This is a genomic window from Comamonadaceae bacterium M7527 (assembly GCA_021044545.1).
GTDB lineage: Bacteria > Pseudomonadota > Gammaproteobacteria > Burkholderiales > Burkholderiaceae_C > RS62.
Genome location: CP087990.1, coordinates 1405741 through 1430872, shown reverse-complemented (window position 1 = coordinate 1430872; position 25132 = coordinate 1405741). Strand labels below are relative to the sequence as shown.

The 25132-nt window shown below is 57.3% G+C and carries 19 protein-coding genes and 3 pseudogenes; 6 read left to right on the top strand and 16 right to left on the bottom strand.

Going from position 1 to position 25132, the window contains the following annotated elements:
* Positions 1 to 23: 23 nt before the first annotated feature.
* From pgi to LN050_06960, 8 genes and pseudogenes are all read right to left on the bottom strand, one after another.
* The gene (pgi, locus tag LN050_06995; protein UFS55579.1) at positions 24 to 1601 is read right to left on the bottom strand and encodes a glucose-6-phosphate isomerase; all 1578 of its coding nucleotides are present in this window, start codon (positions 1599 to 1601) and stop codon (positions 24 to 26) included.
* Between the two features lie 48 nt (positions 1602 to 1649).
* The gene (gene eda / locus LN050_06990; protein UFS55578.1) at positions 1650 to 2294 is read right to left on the bottom strand and encodes a bifunctional 4-hydroxy-2-oxoglutarate aldolase/2-dehydro-3-deoxy-phosphogluconate aldolase; all 645 of its coding nucleotides are present in this window, start codon (positions 2292 to 2294) and stop codon (positions 1650 to 1652) included.
* A pseudogene (gene edd, locus LN050_06985) lies at positions 2291 to 4151 on the bottom strand (phosphogluconate dehydratase). Before edd ends, eda begins: the two are co-directional and overlap by 4 nt.
* 93 nt (positions 4152 to 4244) lie before the next feature.
* Positions 4245 to 4967, bottom strand: coding sequence for a 6-phosphogluconolactonase (pgl, locus tag LN050_06980; protein UFS55577.1), 723 nt, complete (start codon positions 4965 to 4967; stop codon positions 4245 to 4247).
* 14 nt (positions 4968 to 4981) lie between these two features.
* Positions 4982 to 6449 (bottom strand): annotated as a pseudogene (zwf, locus tag LN050_06975) (glucose-6-phosphate dehydrogenase).
* 198 nt (positions 6450 to 6647) lie between these two features.
* Positions 6648 to 7562 carry a PfkB family carbohydrate kinase gene (locus tag LN050_06970; GenBank protein ID UFS55576.1) on the bottom strand — a complete coding sequence of 305 codons (915 nt, stop codon included), beginning with the start codon at positions 7560 to 7562 and terminating at the stop codon, positions 6648 to 6650.
* Positions 7563 to 7599: 37 nt separating this feature from the next.
* Positions 7600 to 8544: an ABC transporter permease gene (locus LN050_06965; GenBank protein UFS55575.1), complete on the bottom strand. Its 945-nt coding sequence runs from the start codon at positions 8542 to 8544 to the stop codon at positions 7600 to 7602.
* A gap of 166 nt (positions 8545 to 8710) precedes the next feature.
* Positions 8711 to 9664 (bottom strand): sugar ABC transporter substrate-binding protein, encoded by a 954-nt coding sequence (locus tag LN050_06960; GenBank protein UFS55574.1) that lies wholly within the window; start codon positions 9662 to 9664, stop codon positions 8711 to 8713.
* Between the two features lie 251 nt (positions 9665 to 9915).
* Between LN050_06960 and LN050_06955 the strand changes: the two genes are divergently transcribed.
* The 4 genes from LN050_06955 to LN050_06940 are packed head-to-tail and all read left to right on the top strand — an operon-like array spanning position 9916 to position 13161.
* On the top strand, positions 9916 to 10767 hold the full coding sequence (locus LN050_06955; GenBank protein UFS55573.1) for an ATP-binding cassette domain-containing protein: 852 nt from the start codon (positions 9916 to 9918) through the stop codon (positions 10765 to 10767).
* Positions 10697 to 11251 (top strand): RbsD or FucU transport, encoded by a 555-nt coding sequence (locus LN050_06950; protein ID UFS55572.1) that lies wholly within the window; start codon positions 10697 to 10699, stop codon positions 11249 to 11251. Before LN050_06955 ends, LN050_06950 begins: the two co-directional genes overlap by 71 nt.
* A 21-nt stretch (positions 11252 to 11272) precedes the next feature.
* Entirely contained in the window at positions 11273 to 12499 is a 1227-nt protein-coding gene (locus LN050_06945; GenBank protein UFS55571.1) for an ROK family transcriptional regulator, read from the top strand.
* Positions 12496 to 13161, top strand: a complete 666-nt coding sequence (locus LN050_06940) for a hypothetical protein (protein ID UFS55570.1) — start codon at positions 12496 to 12498, stop codon at positions 13159 to 13161. Before LN050_06945 ends, LN050_06940 begins: the two co-directional genes overlap by 4 nt.
* On the opposite strand, the gene LN050_06935 is transcribed toward LN050_06940, so the two are convergent.
* The 5 genes and pseudogenes from LN050_06935 to ilvA form a co-directional block, all read right to left on the bottom strand.
* Positions 13158 to 15473 carry an ATP-binding protein gene (locus LN050_06935; protein ID UFS55569.1) on the bottom strand — a complete coding sequence of 772 codons (2316 nt, stop codon included), beginning with the start codon at positions 15471 to 15473 and terminating at the stop codon, positions 13158 to 13160. The two genes, LN050_06940 and LN050_06935, sit on opposite strands and share 4 nt — an antisense overlap.
* Entirely contained in the window at positions 15470 to 15961 is a 492-nt protein-coding gene (locus LN050_06930; protein UFS55568.1) for a molybdopterin-dependent oxidoreductase, read from the bottom strand. Before LN050_06930 ends, LN050_06935 begins: the two co-directional genes overlap by 4 nt.
* Positions 15962 to 15976: 15 nt before the next feature.
* Complete coding sequence (locus tag LN050_06925; protein ID UFS55567.1) at positions 15977 to 17776, bottom strand: ABC transporter ATP-binding protein/permease; 1800 nt, start codon at positions 17774 to 17776, stop codon at positions 15977 to 15979.
* Between the two features lie 21 nt (positions 17777 to 17797).
* Positions 17798 to 18706 (bottom strand): 5'-nucleotidase, encoded by a 909-nt coding sequence (locus tag LN050_06920; protein ID UFS55566.1) that lies wholly within the window; start codon positions 18704 to 18706, stop codon positions 17798 to 17800.
* Position 18707: 1 nt separating this feature from the next.
* Positions 18708 to 20281: pseudogene (gene ilvA, locus LN050_06915) on the bottom strand (threonine ammonia-lyase, biosynthetic).
* Between the two features lie 317 nt (positions 20282 to 20598).
* Between ilvA and LN050_06910 the strand changes: the two are divergent.
* Positions 20599 to 21057: an OsmC family protein gene (locus LN050_06910; GenBank protein ID UFS55565.1), complete on the top strand. Its 459-nt coding sequence runs from the start codon at positions 20599 to 20601 to the stop codon at positions 21055 to 21057.
* An 18-nt stretch (positions 21058 to 21075) separates the two neighbouring features.
* Here the strand turns inward: LN050_06910 and metK are convergent, their stop codons facing one another.
* Positions 21076 to 22260 carry a methionine adenosyltransferase gene (metK, locus tag LN050_06905; GenBank protein ID UFS55564.1) on the bottom strand — a complete coding sequence of 395 codons (1185 nt, stop codon included), beginning with the start codon at positions 22258 to 22260 and terminating at the stop codon, positions 21076 to 21078.
* A gap of 152 nt (positions 22261 to 22412) precedes the next feature.
* On the opposite strand from metK, the gene LN050_06900 reads away from it, so the two are divergent.
* Entirely contained in the window at positions 22413 to 23276 is an 864-nt protein-coding gene (locus LN050_06900) for a lysophospholipid acyltransferase family protein (protein UFS55563.1), read from the top strand.
* A 115-nt stretch (positions 23277 to 23391) separates the two neighbouring features.
* Here LN050_06900 and LN050_06895 read toward each other — a convergent pair whose 3' ends face one another.
* The gene (locus LN050_06895) at positions 23392 to 24321 is read right to left on the bottom strand and encodes an alpha/beta hydrolase (protein ID UFS55562.1); all 930 of its coding nucleotides are present in this window, start codon (positions 24319 to 24321) and stop codon (positions 23392 to 23394) included.
* Between the two features lie 68 nt (positions 24322 to 24389).
* Positions 24390 to 25085, bottom strand: a complete 696-nt coding sequence (gene yihA / locus LN050_06890) for a ribosome biogenesis GTP-binding protein YihA/YsxC (GenBank protein ID UFS57353.1) — start codon at positions 25083 to 25085, stop codon at positions 24390 to 24392.
* Between the last annotated feature and the right edge of the window lie 47 nt (positions 25086 to 25132).

The following is a 25132-nucleotide window of genomic DNA, read 5'->3' as shown; positions in this document are numbered from 1 at the left end:
CGTATGACTTGCGGGTGTAGGCATCAGGTGTTGGCGTGTTGCTCCATGGCTTTGGCCATGGTCTTGCCCAGTTCAACGCCCCATTGGTCGTAGGCGTGAATGCCCCATACGGCTGCCTGGCAAAACACCTTGTGTTCGTACAGTGCAATGAGTGCACCCAGGCTATGCGGTGTGAGGGACTCTAGCCACAGCACGTTGCTGGGTACGTTGCCCGCAAAGCTGCGGTGTGGTGTGAGTCGCGCCACGTCGGCTTCACTTATGCCGGCGTCGCGCAGGCTTTGCGCTGTGTCTGCAGCGTTGCGCCCGCAGGCCAGGGCCTGTGCTTGCGCGCTCAGGTTGAGCAAGGTCACGCGGTGGTGCTCGGTTGACCGTGGCCCCGGCGTGTCTTCGCGGGCTACCCCAATAAAGTCAACTGGTATCAGGTGTTGGCCCTGGTGAATCAGCTGAAAATAGGCATGCTGACCGTCTATGCCCAAACCACCCCACACAATCGGGCCTGTTGGCGTAGCAACTGGTGAGCCGTCAATGTGCGTGGACTTACCGTTGGACTCCATGTCCATTTGCTGAATAAACGGGGTGAATTTTTCCAGGCGCCAGGCATAGGGCGCTATGAGTTGTGTGGGCGCGTTTAAAAAGTTACGGTTCCATACACCCAACAGCGCCATGGTCAGCGGCAGGTTTTGTTGCGCTGGTGCACTCAGGAAGTGCTGGTCCATGTCGTGCGCGCCTGCTAAAAACGCTAGAAAGTTGTCACTGCCAATAGATATGGCCAATGGCAAACCAATGGCAGACCACACCGAGTAGCGCCCACCCACCCAGTCCCAAAAGCCAAATACCCGCTCAGGCAGCACGCCAAAGGCGCTGGTTTTGTCGGTGGCGGCTGATACGGCGGCCAAGTGCTTGCCGATGTCAGCTTCAGCAATGCCGCTGTCCACCAGCCATTCGCGTGCGCTGGTGGCAAGCGTGAGTGTTTCTTGTGTGGTGAATGTTTTGGACGACACCACCACCAAGGTGCGCGCTGCGTCCAGGCTGCTCAGTGTTTGGTGCAAAGCCCACGCGTCTGGGTTAGACACAAAGTGCACGCGCACGGCCTTGCCAGTTTGCGCCGCCAAGGCTTGCACGGCCATGCGCGGCCCCAGGTCGGAGCCACCAATACCTAGGTTGACCACGTCGGTAATGGCTTGGCCAGTGTGGCCTAAAGCCTCACCGTTGTGCACCTTGTCTGCAAAGACCAAAAAGTGGTTGAGCGCTTTGCGCACTTGGGCGCTGATGTCATCGCCCCACGGCGCGTTGGCTTGGCCCGCGCCGCGCAAAGCCATGTGCAATACAGCGCGGTCTTCCGTGGCGTTGATGTGCTCACCACGCACCATGGCCTGAGCTTGGCCCATCACATCACGCTCATTGGCCAGCGCGTGCAGGGTGTGCATCACATCAGCGTTGACGCGTTGCCTGGAAAAATCCAGGGTAATGCCCGCAGCGCTGATTTGCATGGCTGCATTGCGTTGTGTGTCTTGCAGCAAGTCGCGCAAATGTGCACTGGTATTGTGTTGTGCCAGCTGCTGCCAAGAGGCCGTATGTTGTGGGGCGGTGAAGGTGGCCATGGTGGGTGTCTGATTGGTCTTGTTTGTTGGTCGACTGGCTGGACGCACTCAGGCGGTTTGGGCTTTATCAGTGGCCTCTTGCGCCAATTTGGTAATGACAGACCAGTCACCGCTACGAGCTGCTTGCTCCACCACGTTAACAGGTGTGAGCCACGAGCCGCCCACCATGGCCACGTTGTTGAGCGCCAAAAACTCGTTCATGTTGGCCAGCGACACACCGCCTGTTGGACAAAAGCGCAAGTCGCCCAAAGGTCCGCCCATGGCTTTGAGCATGGCCAAGCCGCCAGCTTGCGCAGCCGGAAACAGTTTCAGCAGACCAAAGCCATGTTCGCGTGCCAGCATGGCTTCGCCAGGCGTCATCACGCCAGGAACAAATGGCAAGTTGGCGGCCTTGACGGCTTCAATCAGTGCTGGTGTCATGCCGGGAGACAAGGCAAACGTCGCGCCAGCATCAATGACTTGCTGAACGTCGGCCACGGTGGTGACCGTGCCTGCGCCCACCACCATCTCGGGTACGGCCCTGGCCACCGCCTCAATAGCGGGCAGGCCAGCCTTGTGGCGCAAGGTGATCTCCATCACATCAATGCCGCCGGCCAACAAAGCGTGCGCCATGGGCACGGCTTGGGCGACGTCTGTAATCACGATGACTGGGACTGTTTTGCTGGCAAACGCAGGCAGTTGCTGGTAGCTCATGGTGTGTCTCGCTTGTTGTATTGTTTCGCTTTGACTTTAGTCAAAAAGGGGGAAGCGCCCATTTCGGCAATGCTGCTGTGGCGGCGGAACATGGCAAACAAGTCGCGTCCGCTGCCGCGTGCATTGCCGCTGAGGTCGGTGGTGGCATGTGCACGGGCTGCAAATTCGGCCTCGTCTACCAACACGCGCAACACGCCGGAGTTGCCGTCCAGTTCAACCATGTCGCCGTTTTGTATTTGTGCAATGGCACCACCGGCCAAGGCTTCCGGGCTCACATGTATGGCCGCGGGCACTTTGCCTGATGCGCCGGACATGCGCCCGTCTGTGACCAGTGCCACCTGAAAGCCTTTGTCTTGAAGCACACCCAATGGCGGCGTGAGTTTGTGCAGCTCTGGCATGCCGTTGGCCTGCGGGCCTTGAAAGCGCACCACCGCTACAAAGTCTTTGTTGAGTTCGCCTGCGGCAAACAGGTCTGCCAACTCTTTTTGGCTGTGCACCACCACGGCAGGCGCGCGCACCACACGGTGCTCGGGCTTGACAGCTGAGGTTTTAATCACCGCGCGGCCTATATTGCCGTGCAACACCTTTAGTCCACCGTCAGGTGCGAAGGGCTTGGCCACGCCACGCACCACATTGGTGTCGGCTGACTCAGAGGGCAGACTGCGCCAGCTTAAATTGCCGCCATCCATCCAGGGCTCACAGGCGTAACGGTGCAGGCCGTGGCCCACGATGGTGTCTACGTCGTTGTGTAGCAAGCCTGCTTGTAGCAATTCACGCATTAAAAAGCCCATGCCGCCTGCTGCATGGAAGTGATTCACGTCGGCCGAGCCGTTGGGGTAAATCTTGGTGAGTGAGGGGACTACGGCGGACAAATCTGAGAAGTCGTCCCAGTTGATCAATACGCCAGCGGCGCGCGCCATGGCCACGATGTGCATGGTGTGGTTGGTTGAGCCGCCAGTGGCCAGCAAACCCACAATGGCATTGACGATTGACTTGGTGTTGACCACGCTGGCCAGTGTGATGCGCCCCGCGCTCTTGTCTTGTGCCAGGGCAATCGCGCGTTGGGTGGCGGCAATGCTTAAGGCGCGGCGTATGTCTGTGCCTGGGTTGACAAATGATGAGCCTGGCAAGTGCAGGCCCATGATCTCCATCAGCATCTGGTTGGAATTGGCGGTACCGTAAAAGGTGCAGGTGCCTGGGCCGTGGTAGGCGCCTTCTTCGGCTTGCAGCAACGCGTCTCGTCCCACCAAGCCTTGCGCGTATTGCTGGCGAACCTTTGCCTTGTCGTCGTTGGGTAAACCAGATGTCATGGGGCCGGCGGGCACAAAAACGGTCGGCAAGTGGCCAAACTGCAAAGCACCCATTAGCAAGCCGGGTACGATTTTGTCGCACACCCCCAAACACAAGGTGGCGTCAAACACGTTGTGTGACAAACCAACTGCGGTGGCCAAGGCAATCACATCGCGCGAAAACAGCGACAAATCCATGCTGTCTGTGCCTTGTGTCACACCATCACACATGGCCGGTACGCCGCCTGCCACTTGGGCTGTGGCACCTACGGCCCGCGCAGCTTGGCGAATGATTTCTGGCGCGTACTCATAGGGCTGGTGTGCCGACAACATGTCGTTGTAAGCGGTGATGATGCCTACGTTGGGCGCTATTTCCTTGCGCAGCATGAGTTTGTCGTTGGCCGGCATGGCGGCAAATGCATGCGCCATGTTGGCGCAACCCATGCCTTTGCGCTGTGGGCCCACAGTGGCGCTGGCGGCCACCATGGCTTCGTAGTCACCGCGCGACTGCGCTGCGTTTGGCAATGCGCTCGGTCACCGCAGCGACTTGGGCGTTAATGGCGGGTATGGCAAAGCTGGGGCTGGAGGCCAGTTCTGGAGCCGGTAGTGTGGTGGTCATGGTGTGTGTTGTCGTTGGTCGCTAATGGGTGGTCGGCAGCTGTTAGGCGTTCAGCCAAACGCCAATACTGGGCTTGTTGCTTGTACGGTGCAAGACGCAGGACAGTGGCAGTGCTTTGCTGGGCGCTGCTTTGAGCTGGGCGTAGACCGCGTGTTTGTCAGCACCACCGCCAATGGCCACGGCAATGTGCCTGGCCGACAAAATGGCCGACAGGTTTAAGCTCACACGTTCAAAAGGCGCGGTTTGTGGGCTGGTGGCAATACAGCCTGCAGCTTGGGTCAGGTCCAGCGCAAGGTCTAGTTGTGGTGCTTGTGGAAACAGCGACGCCGTGTGTCCATCAGCGCCCATGCCCAGTACCAGCACGTCTATGCCGCCTAGCGCGTTGATGGCCTGTGTTGCCTTGCCAGCCAGCACGTGGGGCTCAGCCATTGCTGCGTTGGGCGCGACATTCACCAGTGGCACAAATCTGGCCGCCGTCGCGTAGCCTTGCAGCAAATGCGTGCGTACCAGCAAGGCGTTGCTGGCTTGGTGTTGGTTGTCCACGCAGCGGTCATCGGCCAAGCTGATGGTGATGGCATGCCAAGGTAAGGCACGCGCGGCCAGTGCCTTGAACAATGCAATGGGTGACTTGCCACCAGATACAAACAAGGTTGCGCTGGTTTGACGACGCAGCGTTTCAAGCAAGCGCTGCGCAATGTCTGCCGCCAAGGCTTGCGCCAATAGGTCTGCGTTGGCCAGGTGGTGTTCGCGTAGATCGAGTGTCATGGGGTAGGCGGTATTCAAGACTCTTCAAACCAGGTGTGTTCGCTACGTGCCATGAGTGCCGACGATGCCGCAGGACCCCATGTGCCAGCGTTGTAGGGCTTGGGTCGCTCGCCTGAAGAAGCCCAGCCATCAAGAATGGGCTCAACCCATGTCCATGCAGCTTCCAGCTCGTCGCGGCGCATAAAGTGGGTGAGGCGGCCTTTCACCACGTCCATGAGCAAGCGTTCGTAGGCTTCTGCACGGCGCTCTGTAAAGGCGGTGTGCATGTCCAGGTTGAGGCTGACGGGGCGCATGTTCATGCCTGAGCCTGGCTCTTTCACCATCATTTGCAGCTGAATAGATTCTTCGGGCTGCAAGCTGATGACCAAGCGGTTGGGCTGGCTGTTGGCCGCGCCTGAGAAGATGGAAAACGGCATGTCGTCAAACTCGATAATGATTTCTGAGCGACGGTGCTGCATGCGCTTGCCGGTGCGCAAGTAAAACGGCACGTTGGCCCAGCGCGCGTTGTTGATGTGGGCCTTGAGCGAGACAAAGGTTTCTGTGGCGCTGTGCGCTGGCACGTTTTCTTCTTTGAGGTAGCCCACCACTGGTGCGCCGTCTACCGTGCCCGCCTGGTATTGGCCGCGTACGCTGTCGCGTTTGATGTCTACCGCCGTCATGGGGCGTAGCGAGCGCAATACTTTGAGCTTTTCGTCGCGCACGTCGTTGGGCTCAAGCGAGATGGGTGGCTCCATGGCCACGATACAAAGCAGCTGCAACAAGTGGTTTTGCACCATATCGCGCATGGCACCGGTTTCGTCATAAAAACCAGCGCGGCTGCCCACACCTACGGTTTCAGCCACTGTGATTTGCACGCTGCGAATATTGGGGCTGCGCCACAGGGGTTCAAAAATGGCGTTGCCAAAGCGCAGCACCATGAGGTTTTGCACCGTTTCTTTGCCCAGGTAGTGGTCAATGCGGTAAATCTGGCTTTCGGCAAAGTGTTGAGCAACCTGGTCGTTAATGGCTTTAGCCGACGCCAGGTCATGACCTAGTGGCTTTTCAAGCACTACGCGGGCTTGTTCGTCTATCAGGCCTGCGCCGTCCAGGTGCTCACAAATCTGGGTGAACAGGCTTGGCGCTGTGGTAGTACACGCGTTGCGCGCCGCTGGCGCTCAAAGCGGCTAGGTTTTGGTAGTCGCTTGCTGTGGTGACGTCTACGCTGGCAAAGTGCAGCCTGTTTAAAAAGCTGTTCCAGCTGGCTTCGCCACCCTCGCTTTTCAAGGCATCTTTCAAGAAGGGGCGGGTTTTTTCGTTGATAAACGCGAGGTAGTCGTCGCGGCTCCATGCCTGGCGTCCCACGCCAATGATGCGGGTATGGCCTTCTAGCTTGTCGTGCATGTGTGCCATGAACAGCGCGGGTACCAACTTGCGAAATGCCAAGTCGCCGGCACCACCAAAAATCACTATGTCTACGTTGTTTGTATTGGTCATGGATGTCATCCGGTTGGGGCGCATGCCTGATAGTTTGCGCGTCACCGCACAGTGTAATTCAGTTACATTGTTTTATGTTGAATTGGTTACAAAACGGTTTCATGCCATGCTATAAAAAAACCACCGAACAGCCCAAAGGCAGGCTATGTGGTGGTTTGCATAGGGTTGCATACCGTTGTTGGCATGTAACCATGATCTGCTACTGAGTCAGTTGGTTACGGCGCTGGCCAGTTCTTGTGCGTTGGGTGGCTGGCAGCCTGCGCGTGTGCAGTTGATAGCGGCGGCTTGCATGGCTTTGCGCAGTGTGATGTCCACGCGCTGCGCAGCGTCGGTGGGGTGATTGGCCCAGTCAGCCAGACAGTTGCCCCAAAACGTGTCGCCTGCGCCCACCGTATCGGCCACTGTGACGACGGGCACGGGTGCTTGCGCGGTGTGGCCATTGACGCTTAGAAATGCGCCGTCGCCGCCAAACGTCAGCGCGATGCGGCTGGCCCTGGGGAAGTGGGCACACAGTGCTGGTGCGTTGGCCTTGCTGACGTGGCAATAGCCCAAAATCTCCAGGTCTTCATCGCTGGCCTTTAACCAGTCGGCTTGCTCGGCCAGTAATTTGACGGCTTCTACATAAGCGGGCAGGTCGGGTGCCACGCTGGGGCGCATGTTCACATCCATGCTGATGGTCCAGCCCAAGGCTTTGGCGCCTTGCAAGATTTCTTTCACCTTCAGGTGTTCTGGCGGTATCAGCAGCAGCGAGCCCGTGTGCAGCACGCCTGGTGTCATGGCTTTCAGCTGCGTCAGTACCTGCGATGGCGTGTAGTCACGGTCAGCTATTCCTTCACGGTAAAAACCGTAGTTGGGCTGGCCGTCAATCACTTGTACCACCGCAAGCGAGGTGGGCAGCTGTGACTGCAGCGTGGGCAACAACACACCGTCACGTAGCAGCGTGGCTTTAAGGCCAGTGCCAAACGCGTCGTTGGAGAAGGGATTAAGGAATTGTGTGGTCACGCCTTGCAAGGCACAGGCGCGGGCTAGGTTATAGGGGCTGCCACCTTGTAGTGGTTTGAGTTGACCGTCTGGCTGCTGCAGACAGTCCATCAGCGCTTCGCCTAATACTGTGACTTGCATGTTGGACTTGGAGTGTTGGTGGGTTGAACAAAGGCTATCAGCGCTTGTTCATTTGACCACGGCGTAACACGTCAATCCATACTGCAATGATCACAACTGCACCAATTGCCATCATTTGCTTAAATTGTGAGACCTCAAGCAAGTTCATGCCGTTGCGAATCATGGTGATGAGTATGGCGCCCAACAAACTGCCCCAGATGCTGCCGCGTCCGCCAAATAAAGAAGTGCCACCCAAGATGACAGCGGCGATGGCGTCCAGTTCGAACATTTGCGCCATTTTTCCGCTGGAGGAGTCCATACGGCCCATCAGTACCATGGCCGCCAAAGCGCATGACAAGCCACTGATCACGTAGACGCCCAGCTTGTAACGGCGGATGTTGATACCTACTTGTCGTGCGCCCATTTCGTTAGAGCCCATGGCGTACACGTAGCGGCCCAGCTTGGTGCTGGACAGCGTGAACGCCATGATCATGAAGTAAGCCGCGGTAATCCAGATGGGCATGGGAATACCCAACAATTCGCCATAGCCAATGGTGGGGAAGGGCTCGGGCAAACCGGCCATGTCAAATCCACCAGTTGAATCAAAAGCTAGGCCGCGCCACAACGTCAAGCCGCCCAGGGTCACGATGAACGCGGGTATACCAACGTAGGCAACCAGATAGCCGTTGAACATACCCACTGCCGCACCAATGGCCAGCGCGGCCAGTATGGCAGTGCCTGGGTCAATGCCCAGTTTGATCATCATGTAGCCTGCGTATGCGCCACACAATGCCGTCAGTGCCCCTACGGCCAAGTCAACGCCGCCAGTGAGAATGACAAACGTTTGACCGCCCGCAAGCAAGGCCACCACAGAGGCTTGAACCAGAATATTACTGATGTTGCGCGTACTTAAAAAGTAAGGCGACGCCAGCGACAACAATACGGCCAGAACAATAACGGCGATAAACGCGCCGTACCATTCCTGTCTAGTGATGGATCGCATGGTGGTTTCCTTGGTGCTGTGAGCGATGTAAAAATTAAAACTGGTTTGTGTTTAGATTGCGCCGCGTACAAGCGTCGCGTTGTAAGCACAAACCACCTGCTTGGCAGGCGGTTATTGGCTTCAACCACCCGCCAAGCGGGTCGTTGAAGCTGGGGTTTGCGTGTGCTTACTTCTTCATGAACTGAGCTACGCCTGAGTCCTTGGCAAACGCGTCCACGTTGGACGGCAACACCAGGAAGCTACCGGTATCAATGCGCTTGCTGACTTTGTTGCCCTTGGCTGCAGCGATGGCTGTTTCAATACCAGTCGCGCCAATTTTGGCCAACATTTGCGCTGCGTTGGCTTGTTGCCAGCCGTCTTTCATCATGTCCAGACCGCCGGGTGAACCGTCAAAGCCAGCAATTTTGATGCTGCCTGCCTTGTAGCCTTGCGACAGCATGGCTGCTTTGGCACCCAGTGCGCCGCCGTCCCATGCGTTTGCAATAACTTTGGCATTGGGGTTGGCACGCAAAGCGGCCTCAACGCCGTTTTGAGCCATGGTTTGGTCCCATGTGGTGGGCACTTCAACAACTTTGACGCCCTTTACGTTGGCGTTCAATCCATCCAAAAAGCCTTTCTTGCGCTCACGCCCAGTTGACTGGCCTTGGTCGCCTGTAACGTAAATGACGGTGTCGCCCGGCTTCACTTGTGAAGCTGTCCACTTGCCTTGTACGTTCGCTGCCTTGATGTTATCGGTTGCCACGTAGCTGGTGATGTCAGCACCTGTGATACCGGTGTCAACGGCTACCACTGGGATACCAGCGGCCATGGCCTTGGTGACTGCGGGCGCAATACCGGCGCTGTCAACTGGCGCGATGGCAATGGCGTCCACTTTACGTGTGATCATGTCTTCCACGATGGCCAGCTGCTTGGACAACTCGCCTTGCTCAGCTGCCAATGTGATGAATGTCACGCCGGCTTTTTTGGCTGCGCCTGCTGCGCCACCGTTGATCAGCGTCCAGCCTTCGTTGGTGTTGCCGTTGGTGATGTAAGCAATGGTTGTTTCAGCTTGTGCTACAGCCATAACACCGCAAGCGGCTGCGATAACGGCCAAGCGGCCCAGTGTGCGTTTGATACTCATGTCTCTAACTCCGTTGTGTTGAGGGAAATACAAATACAGCCGCTTTAAACGCTCACTGCGAGTGCTTGTTGGCGGGCTGATGCAATTGAACCGCAAAAAAGCGACTAAGTAAACCTAGTGGTTTTACTAATATCCTTTGTAGCAAATTACAGGCATTCTTGCGGCGTAGTGGTCTCTTACAGGCCCTTTTTACGCACGCAAGAGCCATTGAACGCTTGCTGCACTTGATTGATTTATTTGGAGAATTTGGCATGTCTGAGCAACAACCCGTGATTGCTGTGCGCGCATTAACAAAGCACTACGGTGGCGTTAAGGCGCTGACGGATGCCGCTTTTACCCTAATGCCCGGCGAGCATGCGGCCATTGTTGGCGACAACGGTGCGGGTAAAAGTACCTTTGTGCGGCTGATCACTGGTGTAGAGCAGCCCACGTCTGGCGACATTTTGCTGGACGGCGAAGTCGTGCGTTTTGATTCGCCACTGAATGCGCGCCAGCAAGGTGTTGAGACCGTGTTTCAAAACCTGGCGTTGGCTGAAGACTTGGATGTGCCGTCCAACATCTTCATGGGGCGTGAAATAACACGCATCAACTTGGGCCCCTTGTCGGTGCTAAACCACAAGGCTATGCGTGAGCAGTCGGTAGAAATGCTGGCGACCACAGGTGTCAAGATTCAAGACTTGGCTGAGCCTATGCGTGGCATGTCCGGTGGCCAGCGTCAGTGCGTCGCCATTGCGCGTGCTGCCGGTTTTGCCAAAAAACTCATCATTCTGGATGAGCCTACCGCGGCGTTGGGTGTGGCTGAAACCGCGCGCGTCGAGGACATCATTCGTGGGCTTAAAGCGCGTGGCGTACCGCTGATCATCATCAGTCACAACCTGCGCCAGGTGTTTGACTTGGTCGACCGCATTTATGTCTTTAGGCAAGGTCCATCATATGCAGCCGCCTCAAGGCGCACACCACACCAGAGGAAATCGTTGGTCTCATTACCGGTGCTATTGACCCAGCGTCGTTGCCACAAGAGGAAGCCGCTACATGCTAAAAGGCTTGGATCCCTTGCTAACGCCAGAGTTGTTGGCAAACTTGGCAAGAATGGGCCACGGTGAGTGGGTGGCTGTGGTGGACGCGAACTTTACGGCTGATTTGCTGGCCAGTGGCCGCCCCGTGGTGCGTCTGCCTGGGCACAGCTTGGCGCGCGTGGTTCAAGCTGTTCTGTCTGTACTGCCGTTGGCCAATGACATAGAGCACCCACTGGCCTACATGCATCACAGTCACAAGCCTGCGGCATATCAAACCCCAGCGCAGCAGCAACTGGTAAGGGTTGCCATGGTGCATGGCTTGGGCACCAACACGCCACCCACCACTGTTGCCGATGCAGCTACCAGTTACGCCGTACCGCAGGGGGCAACGTGTGCACAAGCGATAGAGCGCTTTGCGTTTTACAAGCGTCTGGAGCAGGCGTCCTTTATTGTGCAAAGCGGTGAAATGTCGGCTTATGGCAATGCCCTCATTTGCAAAGGCCTGATCGTTGCACCTTCCGCAGAAAGTGCAGTGCTCGCAATGCCAACTGCGCTTGCTGTCAACCACTGAGGTGCTGGTAAGCTTCGCGCCATGAATGCCAAGTCCACCACTGTTGATGCCAAAGCCATGCGTGGCTCAAACCACAGTGGTATGCGCCAATTCAACGAGCGCATTGTGTTGCAGGCCATTCGTCACCACGGTGAAATACCCAAGGCAGACTTGGCGCGGGTTACCCAGTTGTCCACCCAAACGGTGGCCATTATTGTCAAGCGTCTGGAAGAAGATGGCCTGGTGGTGAAATGTCCGCGCATCCGAGGGCGTATTGGCCAACCATCGGTGCCACTGAGCCTCAACGCCAGTGGTGCGTATGGCGTGGGGTTGCAAGTGGGTAGGCGAAGCCTGGAGGTGATGATTACCAACTTTTGTGGTCAACCTGTGTGGCAACACGAAACACGGTACGACTATCCAGACCCGCGCACCATGACGGCGCAAATAGCCAACAGCCTACAACTGGCGCGCTCCCAATTGGGCGAACAGTGGAACAAGGTGGTGGGTATTGGTGTTACCGCGCCCTTGTCTATGCACCAATGGGTAGACATCATGGGTGAGCACGCCAGCACGGGCTTGCTGCTGTGGCGCAACTACGATTTGCAGCAAGAGGTTGCGCGGCTCACAGATTTGCCAGTGGTGTTCGCCAAAGACACCATGGCAGCCTGTTTGGCCGAGTTGTTTGAAGGACATGGGCGCGTCGTACGTAATTTCCTGTATGTGTTTGTAGGTACCTTTGTGGGCGGTGGTTTGGTGTTGGACGGCCAGCTTGTCAGTGGTGCGCGCGGCAACGCAGGGGCCATTGGCTCCTTGCCCATGACCACGGTCCAAACCCGTCAGCAACAGGCGCCAGCGCAGTTGCTGGAGCTGGCTTCAGGTTGGCAGCTGGAGCAAGCCTTTATGGGCGCAGGCATAGCGCCCGCCTTGGTTCACCATGCGGACGTCATGAGTGATGCCTACAGTGCACACACAAGCGTTTGGCTCACAAAAGCCAGTCAAGCCTTGGCCATGACGGCCACCAGTGCAGCGGCCTTTATGGATTTGGATGCGGTGGTCATAGATGGCTCATTGGGGCGACCACTCATTGACGCGTTGATTGCGCAAACCAAGCTCAAACTGGGCGATTACCGATTGGACGGACTGCACGTGCCCAGCATCGTGGCAGGCCGGGTTGGGCCCCATGCGCGCGCGCTGGGCGGTTCACTCATCCCATTGCATGGACAGTTCTTCCCAAGCAAAGACGTGGTGTTAAAAGCAGACCAAGTATGAAGTTATTTATAGACAGTGCTGATGCGGCGCAGTGGACCCTGGCACCCGGGGCACCCTTGGTAGCGGGTGTGACCACCAACCCCAGCTTGGCCTACCACGCAGGCGTGGCAGTGTCTCTTGCCGGGTATCAAGCCTTGCTGGCCAGCGCCCAAGCTGCGGGCATGCCCACGCTGATGGTGCAAGTACCCAGCGATAACGTGCAAGACAACAAAGCATTGGCAAGTGCATTGGCGCGGCAGGCGCAGCATGCGGGTGTGCAGCTCACCATCAAGCTGCCTTGCGATCCGGCCTGGCAGGCCTCTGTGCATGCGGTGCAGGCATTGGGCCTGGATGTATTGCTAACGGGCTTGTCAAACCCCATGCAACTGATGTGGGCCCAGCAAATGGGGGTGCAGTGGGTTGCACCCTATGTGGGCAGGCTTGAGGCGGCAGGGCGAGATGTGTGGGCGTTGATGCAGGCTTGTGTGCAAGTGCAACAGGCAGGTGGTCCGGCCCTGTTGGCAGCCAGCGTGAAGTCTGGCGATACGCTGGCCAAGCTCATGGGCTTGGGTGCTGCCGCCGTTACGCTCAAGCCAGCGTTTATCAATGAGCTGTGTACCGATGTGGTGACACAGCAAGCGGTGGCGCAGTTTCAGCAGGACACAGCCGCAAGCAACTCTTAACTCAACTGTTGGGCAAGGGCTTGCGCGGTTTGCGCGCCCGTGTCCTGTAGCGCAGCGCGGGCGCTGGCGTGTCGCAGCGACTTGTCGTGGGTATTGCATTGACGCTCGATCAGCGCGCACAAGTCGCCCAAACGCTGCAAGCCAATCATCAGCGCTGCCCCCTTGATTTTGTGAGCTTGTTCACCCAACGCCTTGTCAGAGGCAGGCGTCTGAAGCAGGCGCATGAGTGTGGGCAGGTCACCGTTGGGCTCGGCAAAAAAGGTGTTGGTCATGGTGGCCCAATTGTCTGGGGGCAGTATGCTTTTGAGCTCGTCGAACTTGTTTTGATCAATCAGTGGTGTGCTCAATAGTGTGTAGTCCATGTCCATGGCGTTGTTGGTGACTGGAGGCTCAGAAGGGTTGGGCGCTTGTGGTGTGTCAGCCGTGGTGGCGTCACCTGATGTTGCGTTGTCAGTGCCGCCCAGCAAACCACACGCAATAAACGTAGCTTGCAAGTCGTGCAGGCTAACTGGCTTGGGCGTAAACGCCGTCACGCCTACGCGCATGGCTGTGGCGTGGGTGTCTTGTATCACGTCTGCGGTGATCAGCACAATGGGTATGTTGGCGATGTCGCCCTCCATGGCCCTGATATGTTGTGTGGCTTGCAAGCCGTCCATCTCCGGCATGTGGTAGTCCAGCAAAACCACATCAAATGGCTGGGCAGCAAGCGCATCCAGGGCGTCCCGCGCGCTGCTGTACAGCGTGGCCTGGTGGCCCATGCGCTCCAGCAATATGGACAGCACCTTCAAATTGACAGGGTGATCCTCGGCGACCAGCACACGCAAGGTTTTGGCATTACCTTGCAGTGCTTGGGCCGTTAAATCCTGTGGTTTGGTGTGTGTGTCCGGTGCGGCGGCATGAGGCAGTGGCAACACGGCGTGAAAGCGTGAGCCCTTGCCCTCTACGCTGGAGACATTTAGCGTGCCGTTCATGTGCTGTATGAGCGTGCGCGTAATTTCCAGGCCCAGGCCTGTGCCTTGAAAGCGCCGCGTGGATGAGTCCTCGGCCTGGAAAAAGCGTGTGAACAAACGATCAATGGTTTGGGCGTTCATGCCAATACCGGTATCGGTCACGCAGATATCCAGGCCAGTACCCGGCTCTTTCATGGGGCCCACATCAAATTGCACATGCCCAGCGTGGGTGAATTTGATGGCGTTAGCCAATATGTTGAACATGATCTGGCGCAAACGCATGCCGTCGGTCAGCACGCAGACAGGCGTATCGGGCGCGAGGTTGACGGTGAGCTGCAAGCCTTTGCTGTTGGCTTGCGCGCGCATCAAGTCAGCGACTTCATGCACCAACTCGGCCACATTCACTGGGCCGTTGTTTAGGCGCAGGTTGCCAGATTCAATGGTGGATATGTCCAGCACATCGTTGACCACGCCCAGCAAATGCTGGGCTGAGTTTTGAGCGGTATCGAGGTAGTCTCTTTGTCGCGTGTCTAGGCGGGTTTGCAGCAGCAAGTTGATCATGCCCAGCAGCCCTTGAAAGGGCGTTCGTATCTCATGGCTCATATTGGCCAAAAATACGCTTTTACTTCGGTTGGCGGCCTCGGCGTTGTCGCGCGCGATCTGCAGCGCCTGCGTCAGCGCTGTGAGTTCGTGCACCTCGCGTTGTCTGCGTCGCAGGTATCCAATTGTGGCGATGACTGCTATGAGCAGCAGGGCGCCTTGGGCCACAGTCAGAACCACAATAAGCGTGCTTTGTTCACGCAACAAAGCGTAGCTTTCGTCAAAGTTCACATAAACAGCGGTGTTGGCTGCATAAGTGATATTGGCCATGCTCAGCAGCAGCGCCTGGTTTTTTTGGCGTATCTCCTGCAGCATGGCCGCACTGGTGGCGCGCAGCGCTGCCTCGCTGGAAAAGTTGGGCGCAGCGTTGTCCATGAGGTCGTGCACAGCCAGCATGCCCTCGCGGTAGTCCTTGGTGGCCCCCAACACCTGCGCGCCAAGGCTGTTCTCAAGCAAGTTCACGCGGCTATAGAAAATATCAAATCGCTTGATCAGCTCCTGCGCGGTGGTGGCGGGCGGGGTTGCGGTGTATTGCTCTAGTGTCAGCGCAAACCTAAGCGCCTCGCGTTCAAGCTGGTAAGCCAGCATGATGACAGAGTCGTTTTCAAATTGAGGCTGTTGCGTTAGCGCTTGGTACTGACGGTATTGCAGCACCGCCAGTGGCGTCAGCACCAAGCTGATAAGTACGATGGGGGCTGCTGCCCACAGCATTAAGTGCTTGCGCCAAGCCGGCTCGGTTTGGGGTGGGTAGCGTTTACTCACTGTTCTTCCAACTGTGTGAGTTGCCAGATGCAGCGTGCGTAGTAAGTCGACAAACGCAAGTCGGCTATTTGGTCAAAGGGGTAAATCACAAACAGTGGTCCGCGTGTACGAACGGTGAGGCGCTCGCCGTCTACGGTGTGCGCCAGCACGACGTTGAACTTGACGACGTCTTCGTAGGGAATGGTGATGCGGTAGTCGTTGACCGCTTTGGCTACTATGGTGTCGCTCTGAAAGTGGGTCAATGCCAGCACGTCACGCAGCAGCGGACCTCTGAATGTGGTTTTACCTTCGTACCACGGCGACGAGGTGGTGAGGTCGTATTGCACCAGCTTGTGCAAGTCCTCAAACCCGAGGGCTTGCTGTGTGCCGTCTTTGCGGCGAACAAGCAAATCTGCACTGGGCTCGGCCTGCGCCCTAACCTTGTTTAAAGCCATACTGGCAAGCGCGCCGCTGGCTGCCAGTTGCGCCAACACTGTTCGACGTTGCATGGTGTTACCCCATAGTCAAGAATGCACCAACTTGCTGTTGTTGCCGGCATTGGGCATGTGCCACTGGTGGTCGTGCAGCGCTGCCACCGAGCGCCTGTGCGCCACAGACACCACTGCGCCGCCTCTGCCCAGTACGTCGTCCAGCAAGCTTTGGTAGACCACTGCTTCCGTGGACTCGTCCAGGGCACTGGTGCATTCGTCCAAAAACAGCCACTTGGGTTTCTTTAAAAACACGCGGGCAATGGCCAGGCGCTGCTGTTCGCCGCCAGACAATTTTTGTCCCCAATTGGCTTCCAAACTCAAGTCTTTGGCCAGCTCGGGCAGGCCGGCCAGGCTTAGTGCGCGCTGCAAGGTGGTGTCTTCAAAGCCGTCGCTCATTTGCGGGTAGGCCACGGCTTCACGCAAGGGGCCATTGGGGAAGTAAGAGCGCTGTGGCAAAAACATGGACTCGCTGTGAAAAGCGGGTGGACGCACCAGGCTACCAGACCACCAGGGCCAAATGCCAGCTATGGCGCGCAATAGCGTGGACTTGCCGCTACCAGACTCGCCCTGAATACACCACGCTTGACCAGGCTGGACCTGCAGGTTCAGTGGCGCGGCCAGGTTGCTGTCGTTGGGCAGTTTGAGTTGCAAGTTGGTGGCTCGCAACTCGGCTGCCTCACCCACGGTATGGCCTTGCTCGTCGTTGGCGGCTACCGTTTGCATGGCGTCTTCAAACAAGGTGAGTCGGTCTGTGGTGGCGCGCCAGCGGGCCAGTGCGTCGTAGCTATCGACAAACCAGCTTAGGCTGTCTTGCACCCGGCCAAAAGCCGACGATATTTGCATCAGTTGGCCCAACTGGATGGCGCCGCTGAAGAAACGCGGTGCTGCAACAAAAAACGGAAACACCACCGCCAGCTGGTTGAAGCTCACGGTAAACCACGTCAGCCGCTTTTGTGCCATCAGCAGTTGCAAGTAGTTGGACAGCACCGCGCCAAAGCGCCTGTCCAAGCGGCTTTGCTCCACAGCCTCGCCTTTGTCCATGGCCACAGATTCGCTGTATTCACGCAAGCGCACCAAGTGGTGGCGGTAGTCGGCCTCTACGCGCTGTTGGCGAAAGTTCAGGCCAATCAGTGGGCGGCCAATGTAGTGGGTGAGCACGCTGCCCACCACGCAGTACAGCAGTGCCATCCACACCATAAAGCCTGGGATTGTTACGGCGGTGCCAAACATGTAAAACGAGAAGCCACCAGACAGCGTCCACAAAATGCCCACAAAGCTCACCAGGGTCACCACGGCGTTGAGCAAGCCCATGGTGAGACTGACTGAGTAGCTTGTAAACAGGTTGAGGTCTTCGTGAATGCGCTGGTCCGGGTTGTCGGTGGCACTGGTGTCTGCGCTGGCAAAGCGCAGCAACTCCAAGCGGTAAAAAGCGTGTTTGGTGAGCCAGCGCCTGGCATAAAAGTCTGTAAGCCACTTGCGCCAGTGCATCTCCAGCAGTTGCGTGAGGTAGAAGCGGTACACCGCAATGATGACAAAGCCAAAGGCCAACATCAAAAAGCGCTTGAGCTCATACCAAAACACGTCTGCATCGCGGTTTTGCAAGGCGTCGTAAAACACGCGGTTCCACTCGTTGATGAGTACCAGCATGTACACCGCGCCCAGGTTGAGCGCCACAATACCGGCCAGCATGGCGCGTGCGCGCCACTTGTGGTCGGACACAAAGTAGGGCAAGGCCAGTGCCCAAGCCCTGCTCAAAAACCTCGCAAAGTCTGTCCACTTTTGCAGCTGTTTGGCGCGCCACTGTTGAAATGGGGTTGGCTTGGGTTGGCTCATGGTGTGCGGCTTTATGGGTATTTATGTATTGCGTGTGCCACTGGCGACGTGGCCGCTGGGAACATGGCCGGCGGCGGATTCAACGTGACCGGTTTGGTCGTCAAAGAAAAAGTCGGGCTCAAATTCGCGTAAAAATTCGCCCTTGGCCAAGCCGCCTAAAAAGATGGCTTCGTCGATCTCAATGTTCCAGTCCATCAGCGTGCGAATGGCGCGTTCATGCGAGGGTGCGCTGCGTGCCGTCACCAAAGCGGTGCGAATGGCAATGGGCAAGCCGTCTTGTTGCTGGCTGGCTTGTTGCATACGTTGTAGCGCTTCTAGCAGCGGCTTGAACGGCCCGCCTGGCAGCGGCTGGCTTGCGCGCTGGGACTCGTGCTGCACAAAGGCATCCAGGCCTTGCTCTTGGTAAATGCGCTCAGCCTCGTCGCTGAACAACACCGCATCGCCGTCAAAGGCAATGCGTAGTTCATGCGGGTGGGCGTTGGACGCGTGCACAGAGTGCGGGTAGACCTGTGCGGCGGGCACGCCAGCGCCCAGGGCCTCGCGAACGTCGGACAAATGAGTCGATAAAAACAAGTTGGCTTTGAGGGGCTTTAAATACTTCCAGGGCGCACGTCCACGCGTGAAGCTGCCGCGCTGAATGGCCAAGCCGTAGTGTTTGGCTGATCTGAACACGCGCATGCCGCTGACCGGGTCGTTGCGCGACAAAATCACCACCTCAACCGGTTGGGCCTTGGCGTCATTAAAGGCCAGCAGCTTTTGCACCATGGAAAACGCCACGCCAGGCTTGGCCGGTTCCTCCAGGCGGCTGAGTTGCAGCTGCATGTAAGAGCGGTCGTCGCCGTCTTCAAAGGCGCGGTTTTCTTCTTCAAAGTCAAACAGTGCGCGCGAGGATATCGCTACGACTAACTTGCCGTCCAGGGTGTTGGCCATATCAATTGGGCTTTAAAAACAATCTAAAAACAGGGTTATCTGTCTCGTCTACAAAGGGGTAGTCCAGCGTGGTGAGAAATGTTTTAAAGGCCTTGTTATCGCTTTTTGGCACTTGCATACCCACCAAGATACGCCCGTAGTCTGCGCCTTGGTTGCGGTAGTGAAACAGGCTGATGTTCCAGTTGGGTTGCATTAATGACAAAAACGTCAACAACGCGCCTGGACGCTCTGGGAATATAAAGCGCAGCAAGCGCTCGTCGCCGCCTTGGGTGTTGGGCCCGCCAATCATGTGGCGTACATGCTGTTTGGCCAGCTCGTCGTGGGTGAGGTCAAGCGCGTCAAAGCCACTGCGTTTAAAGTGTTTGGCCAGTTTGGGGCTCTCGCCCTTTTTGGTAGACAGGCCTACAAACACATTGGCGCGTTGCGCGTCGTTCATGCGGTAGTTGAACTCGGTCACGTTGTGTGGTCCGCCGGGTAACTCGCCTACCAAGCTCACAAAGCGCTTGAAGCTGCCACGTTCTTCCGGCATGCTGACGGCAAACAAGGCTTCGCTTTCTTCGCCCACGCCTGCGCGCTCAGCCACAAAGCGCAGGCGGTCAAAGTTCATGTTGGCGCCACACAAAATAGCGCCAAAGGTTTGGCCTTTGGTCTTGTGTTTGGCCACATATTGTTTGATGGCGGCCACCGACAAGGCACCCGCAGGCTCAACAATAGAGCGGGTGTCTGTAAAGATGTCTTTGATAGCCGCACACACTGCGTCGGTGTCGACGGTGACGTACTCATCGACCAAGTTGCTGGCCACCCTAAAGGTTTCTGCGCCCACCAATTTCACGGCGGTGCCGTCTGAGAACAGGCCCACATCTGGCAGCGACACGCGCTTGCCGCGTTGACCGATTGCAGCATGGCGTCCGAGTCGTTCATTTGTACGCCAATGACTTTAACGTCTGGACGCACCGCCTTGATGTAGTTGGCCACACCAGCTATAAGGCCGCCGCCGCCAATGGCCACAAACACCGCGTCAAGTGGGCCGGTGTGCTGACGCAGCATTTCCATGGCCACGGTACCCTGGCCAGCAATCACGTCTGGGTCGTCAAAGGGATGCACAAAGGTCAGGCCCTTTTTGTGCTCCAGTTCCACAGCGTGGTTGTAGGCGTCTGTAAAGCTCTCGCCAAACAACACCACCTCGCCACCAAAGCCGCGCACCGCGTCTACCTTGACCTGTGGTGTGGTGGTAGGCATGACTACGAGTGCGCGCGTGCCCAGCCTGCGCGCCGACAAGGCCACGCCTTGTGCGTGGTTGCCAGCTGAGGCGCAAATGACGCCACGTTTGAGTTGTGTGGCACTCAAATGCGCCATTTTGTTGTAAGCGCCGCGCAGCTTAAAGCTGAACACGGGTTGCTGGTCTTCGCGCTTTAGCAGCACGGTATTGCCCAGCTTGGCGCTTAAATTGTGCGCGGTGTCCAAGTCAGTTTCTTTGGCAACCTCATACACCTTGGCATTGAGAATACGGGTGAGGTAGTCGGCAGGCGTTAGCTTTTGGCGTGAGGCTGAAGCGGTGTTTTTGGTGGCTGGCATATTAAAAATCCTTGCGCCAAATCATACGCGCGCTGCGGGGCTGGCTTTGCTGCCTGGATGGCGGCCAAAAAAAGCCCCGAGCTTTGCAGCTTGGGGCTTAATCCACCAGTTTTGAGGAGGTGGAGGAGACAACTTGTTGCGAAAGTACATGTCAGCAGCTCAATGCATTTGACAACTTGCACATCTACAATCGCGATGACGAAATTATAGCGGTATGTTGCTATGCAGCAAATCATTTTTGTATCCGGATGTCGCTTTTATGCAGTGTTTGTCACACCTTGCTGCATGGCGTGGCGCTAGATAAGTAGGAGATCAGTATGGAATGCACAGTTACATGGACGGGCGCGACGGGCACCACATCCAACATGGGATTTGTAGCCGAAACCGGCAGCGGCCACGTGTTGGCCATGGACGGCGCGCCCGATGAGGCCAAGCCGGAAAACGGTGGTGCCAACATGGCCGCTCGCCCCATGGAGACTGTGCTGGCTGGCACTGGCGGCTGCACCGCCTATGACGTGGTGTTGATACTCAAGCGCGGACGCCACAAGGTGACGGGCTGCACCGTCAAGCTCACCACTGAGCGTGCTGAAGCTGATCCCAAGGTGTTTACCAAGATACATATGCATTTTGTAGTGACTGGCATAGACCTGTCTCAAGCCGCTGTTGAGCGCGCTGTGGCTATGAGTCACGATAAATACTGCTCGGCCAGCATCATGCTGGCCAAAACGGCTGACATCACCACCAGTGTGGAGGTGCTGCCAGCGTTTGCTCCCTAACACCTTAGCCCGGCGTTGTCAGAGACCGGCTGCAGCCTTCAGCGCTGCGGCCTTGTCGGTACGCTCCCAGGTGAAGTCGGGCTCGTCGCGGCCAAAGTGACCGTAGGCGGCAGTTTTGCTGTAGATGGGACGCAACAAATCCAGCATTTGAATGATGCCCTTGGGGCGCAGGTCAAAGTGCGCTTGTACCAACTTGGCCAGTTGCTCGTCGGGTATCACGCCTGTGCCTTCCGTGTACACGGTCACGTTCATGGGCTTGGCCACGCCAATGGCGTAGGCCACCTGAATCTGGCACTGACGCGCCAAGCCAGCTGCCACGATGTTTTTGGCCACGTAGCGCGCAGCGTAGGCGGCAGAGCGATCCACCTTGGTGGGGTCTTTGCCACTGAACGCGCCGCCGCCGTGCGGGCAGGCGCCGCCGTAAGTGTCCACAATTATTTTGCGGCCGGTCAAACCACAGTCGCCCTGTGGGCCACCCACTACAAAACGGCCTGTTGGGTTGATGAGGTACTTGGTGTCGGCGGTCACCCAGTCGCTGGGCAACACTGGCTTGATCAGCTCTTCAATGATGGCTTCGTTGAAAGAGGCCTTCATTTTGGTACTGGTTTCGCTTTGGTCGGGGCTGTGCTGGGTAGACAGCACCACGGTGTCAATGCTGTGTGGTTTGCCGTCCACGTAGCGCATGGTCACTTGACTTTTGGCGTCGGGGCGCAAGAAAGGCAAGCGGCCGTCTTTGCGCAGCTGGGCTTGGCGCTCAACCAGGCGGTGGGCGTAGTAGATGGGCGCTGGCATCAGCTCTGGTGTCTCGTCGCAGGCGTAGCCAAACATCAGGCCCTGGTCGCCCGCGCCAATATTCAGGTAGTCGTCGTGGGCGCGGTCTACACCTTGGGCGATGTCGTTGGACTGCTTGTCGTAACAGACCATGACGGCACAGCCTTTGTAGTCAATGCCGTAGTCTGTGTTGTCGTAGCCAATGCGCTGAATGGTATCGCGGGCCACTTGAATGTAGTCCACGTTGGCGTTGGCAGAAATTTCGCCAGCCAATACGACCAAGCCCGTGTTGGTGAGGGTTTCAGCCGCCACGCGGGCGACTGGGTCTTGCTCGAGAATAGCATCCAAAATCGCGTCTGAAATTTGGTCGGCGACCTTGTCGGGATGGCCTTCTGAGACAGACTCGGATGTGAAAAGAAAGTCGTTCGCCATATAAACTCCTGTAAAAGCGAAAAGGTTGGTCGGGCGTTGCCGAGAACCCAATAGCCGGAGTTCGGCGAACGCTTTAGCGGCATTTATGAATCGCCCCGCAAGTTGTTCAGTAACTCGGCGATAGTCGAAATTATAGCCATTGGATGAACAGTGTGTTGACCCGTGTTGTGTTGCGTTTTTTTAAGCTGGCCTCTTACATGCCGCTGTGGCTGCTGCATAACTTTGGTGCGGTACTGGGTGTGTTGCTGTGGCTTCTTGATGCCGGCCATCGCAGCCGCATGCACAGCAACGCCAAGTTGGCGGGCTTGACGGTGCGCCAACGGATTGGTGCCGTGGTCCATGCTGGCTGCATGGTGGCCGAGCTGCCCAGGCTGTGGCTGGGCAAGCCTGTGCCGGTGGTGTGGTGTGGCCTGGACACCTTGCGCGCCGCCGTGCAGACCGGGCACAGCTTGGCCTTGCTCACGCCGCATATGGGTTGCTTTGAGATCAACGCCAAAGCCTATGCACAGGAGTTTGCCCATGCCGGTTTGGCCGATAAAGCCAAGCCCATGACAGTGTTGTTTAGGCCGTCAAGACAGGCGGGTTTACAAGAACTGGTGCGCAGCGCCCGTGAGGGTGACGGGCTGCACGCTGCGCCTACCAATATGGCAGGCGTGAAGCAACTCATGCGCGCCTTGAAAAACAAACAGGCAGTGGGCCTGTTGCCAGACCAGGTGCCACCCAATGGCATGGGTATCTGGAGCAGGTTTTTGGGCCAGCCGGCCTACACCATGACCTTGGGCGCCAAGCTGGCGCAGCAAGCCGACCATGTGCTGTTGATGTGGGGTGAGCGTTTGTCGTTTGGTCGTGGTTTCAAGGTACACGTGATCATGCCGCCCTCAGAATTGCCGGCTGACATTGAGGCCGCCACGCAAGTCATCAATCATTGGGTGGAGTACGTCATTGCCCAAGCGCCGCAGCAATACATGTGGGGCTATGCGCGGTTCAAAAAGCCCAAAGACACACAGCCCTTATGAAGCAACTTTCGGCTTGCTGCCGAAGTTGGGGTGGTTGTTGTGATGTGGGACTGCTGCCGCATGACTGTTCAGCAGCCAAGCGCGCCAAGGTTAGGGGCTTTGAGTTAAGCGCCGTTCAGGACTGGCGCAACATTCGCGATAAGTTGTCTATGACCAATTGGGGCTGCTCGTGTATCAACCAATGAGTGGCGTTGCTCACGGTTTGCAGCTTGAGCTTTGGAACATGCTGGTCCAAGCCTTGCAGCAAGCCTGGCAGCAAAGCGTAGTCTTGCAGGCCCCACAGTACGGTGGTGGGTATGTTCACCTGGGTCAGCTGGTCCGGGATGCTCAAGCTGTTAACGGCATCATGCGCATTGGTTGATGGTCTAAGCGGCGAGGCCCGGTAGTAGTTGCACCCGCCTGTCAAGCCTTGCTGCCATACCGCGCGGTACTGATCTTTGACTGTGTCGCTCAACCAAGCAGGTGCACGCCCTTGTTGATTGTTGAAAAATGGCCACAGCTTGGCAAAGTCGTTGGCGCTCAAGAGTTCTTCGGCGTCTGGGCGTGCCAGGTAGTTCATGTACAAGCTGGCGGCTTGCTGGGCAGGGCTGGTGCGCAACTCTCGCAAAAATGTGGCAGGGTGCGGTGCATTGATGATCATCAAGCGCTGCATCAGCGCTGGTTGGGTGGCGGCTAAGTTCCAAGCCACAGCGCCGCCCCAGTCGTGCGCTATCAGGGCCCGCAAGGGTTTGTTGGCGCTGTAGTGCGCAGCCAAGCATGCCAGGTCGTCTACCAAGTGTTTGGGCTTGTAGGCGTTCACGTCTGCAGGCGAATCAGACTCGGCAAAACCGCGCAAATTGGGTGCCACGCAGGTGTAGCCGCCGTTGGCTGGATTTGAAAAGTGCGCCAGCAAACCATCCCACACGAAGGCGGCCTCAGGAAAGCCGTGCACAAACATCAACACGCCTGCACTGCTGGTCTGTGGTGGTTGGCACACGCGTACCTGCAAGTGGGTGCCGTTGCCGAGGCCAACGCGTTGATGTTGCAGTTGCGCGGTGTATGCCATGTGGTTTTCCCTGTTGTGTTGAGCTGTGGGCGTTGCACACCTTGCGCTGTCAACAGGTGCGCAGCCTGCTAGGCGTCCAAATCCTTGTCTTCATCCAAGTCTGCGTTGCCTTGTTCGCTAGACGACTGGGCGCTGGTCTGCACGCCGTTGCCAGTCCAGCTGTCGTCGTGTGCCCAGCCATGAAGCAATTGCGCCACTTCCGTCACACCTTGTTTTTTTAGCGATGAAAACAATTTCAGTGAGCCGCCGCCTGTTTGCAGTCGCGCAATCGACAAGGCCTTGTTGGCCTCTACCCTTGTGAGCTTGTCTGACTTGGTGAGTAACACCAAAAAGTCCAGACCCAGTTCTACGCGAGGGCGAATCACGTCCAGCAAGATTTCGTCTAGTTCTGTGAGGCCTCGGCGCGGATCGCACAACATCACCACACCGCGCAGGTTGGGCCGGCTGATGAGGTAGTTGGCCATCACGCGCTGCCAGCGCAACTTGGCCTCTTTGGGTACTGCCGCGTAGCCGTAGCCGGGCAGGTCTGCCAGTACGGCGTCGGTTTCGCCGTGTTTGCCCAGCGCAAACAGGTTGATACTCTGTGTGCGTCCTGGCGTTTTAGAAGCAAAAGCCATGCGCCGTGTTTGAGTCAGCGTGTTGATACAGGTGGATTTACCCGCGTTTGACCGGCCTACAAAGGCTATCTCTGGCACGTCCAGCGCTGGCAAGTGTTGCAGCTGTGGTGCTTCGGTTAAAAAACGGGCTGTGTGCAGCCATGCCATCGCGTCTTGTGCGCTGATGCCTTGGTCGGCCAGGGGCGCATCTGCGG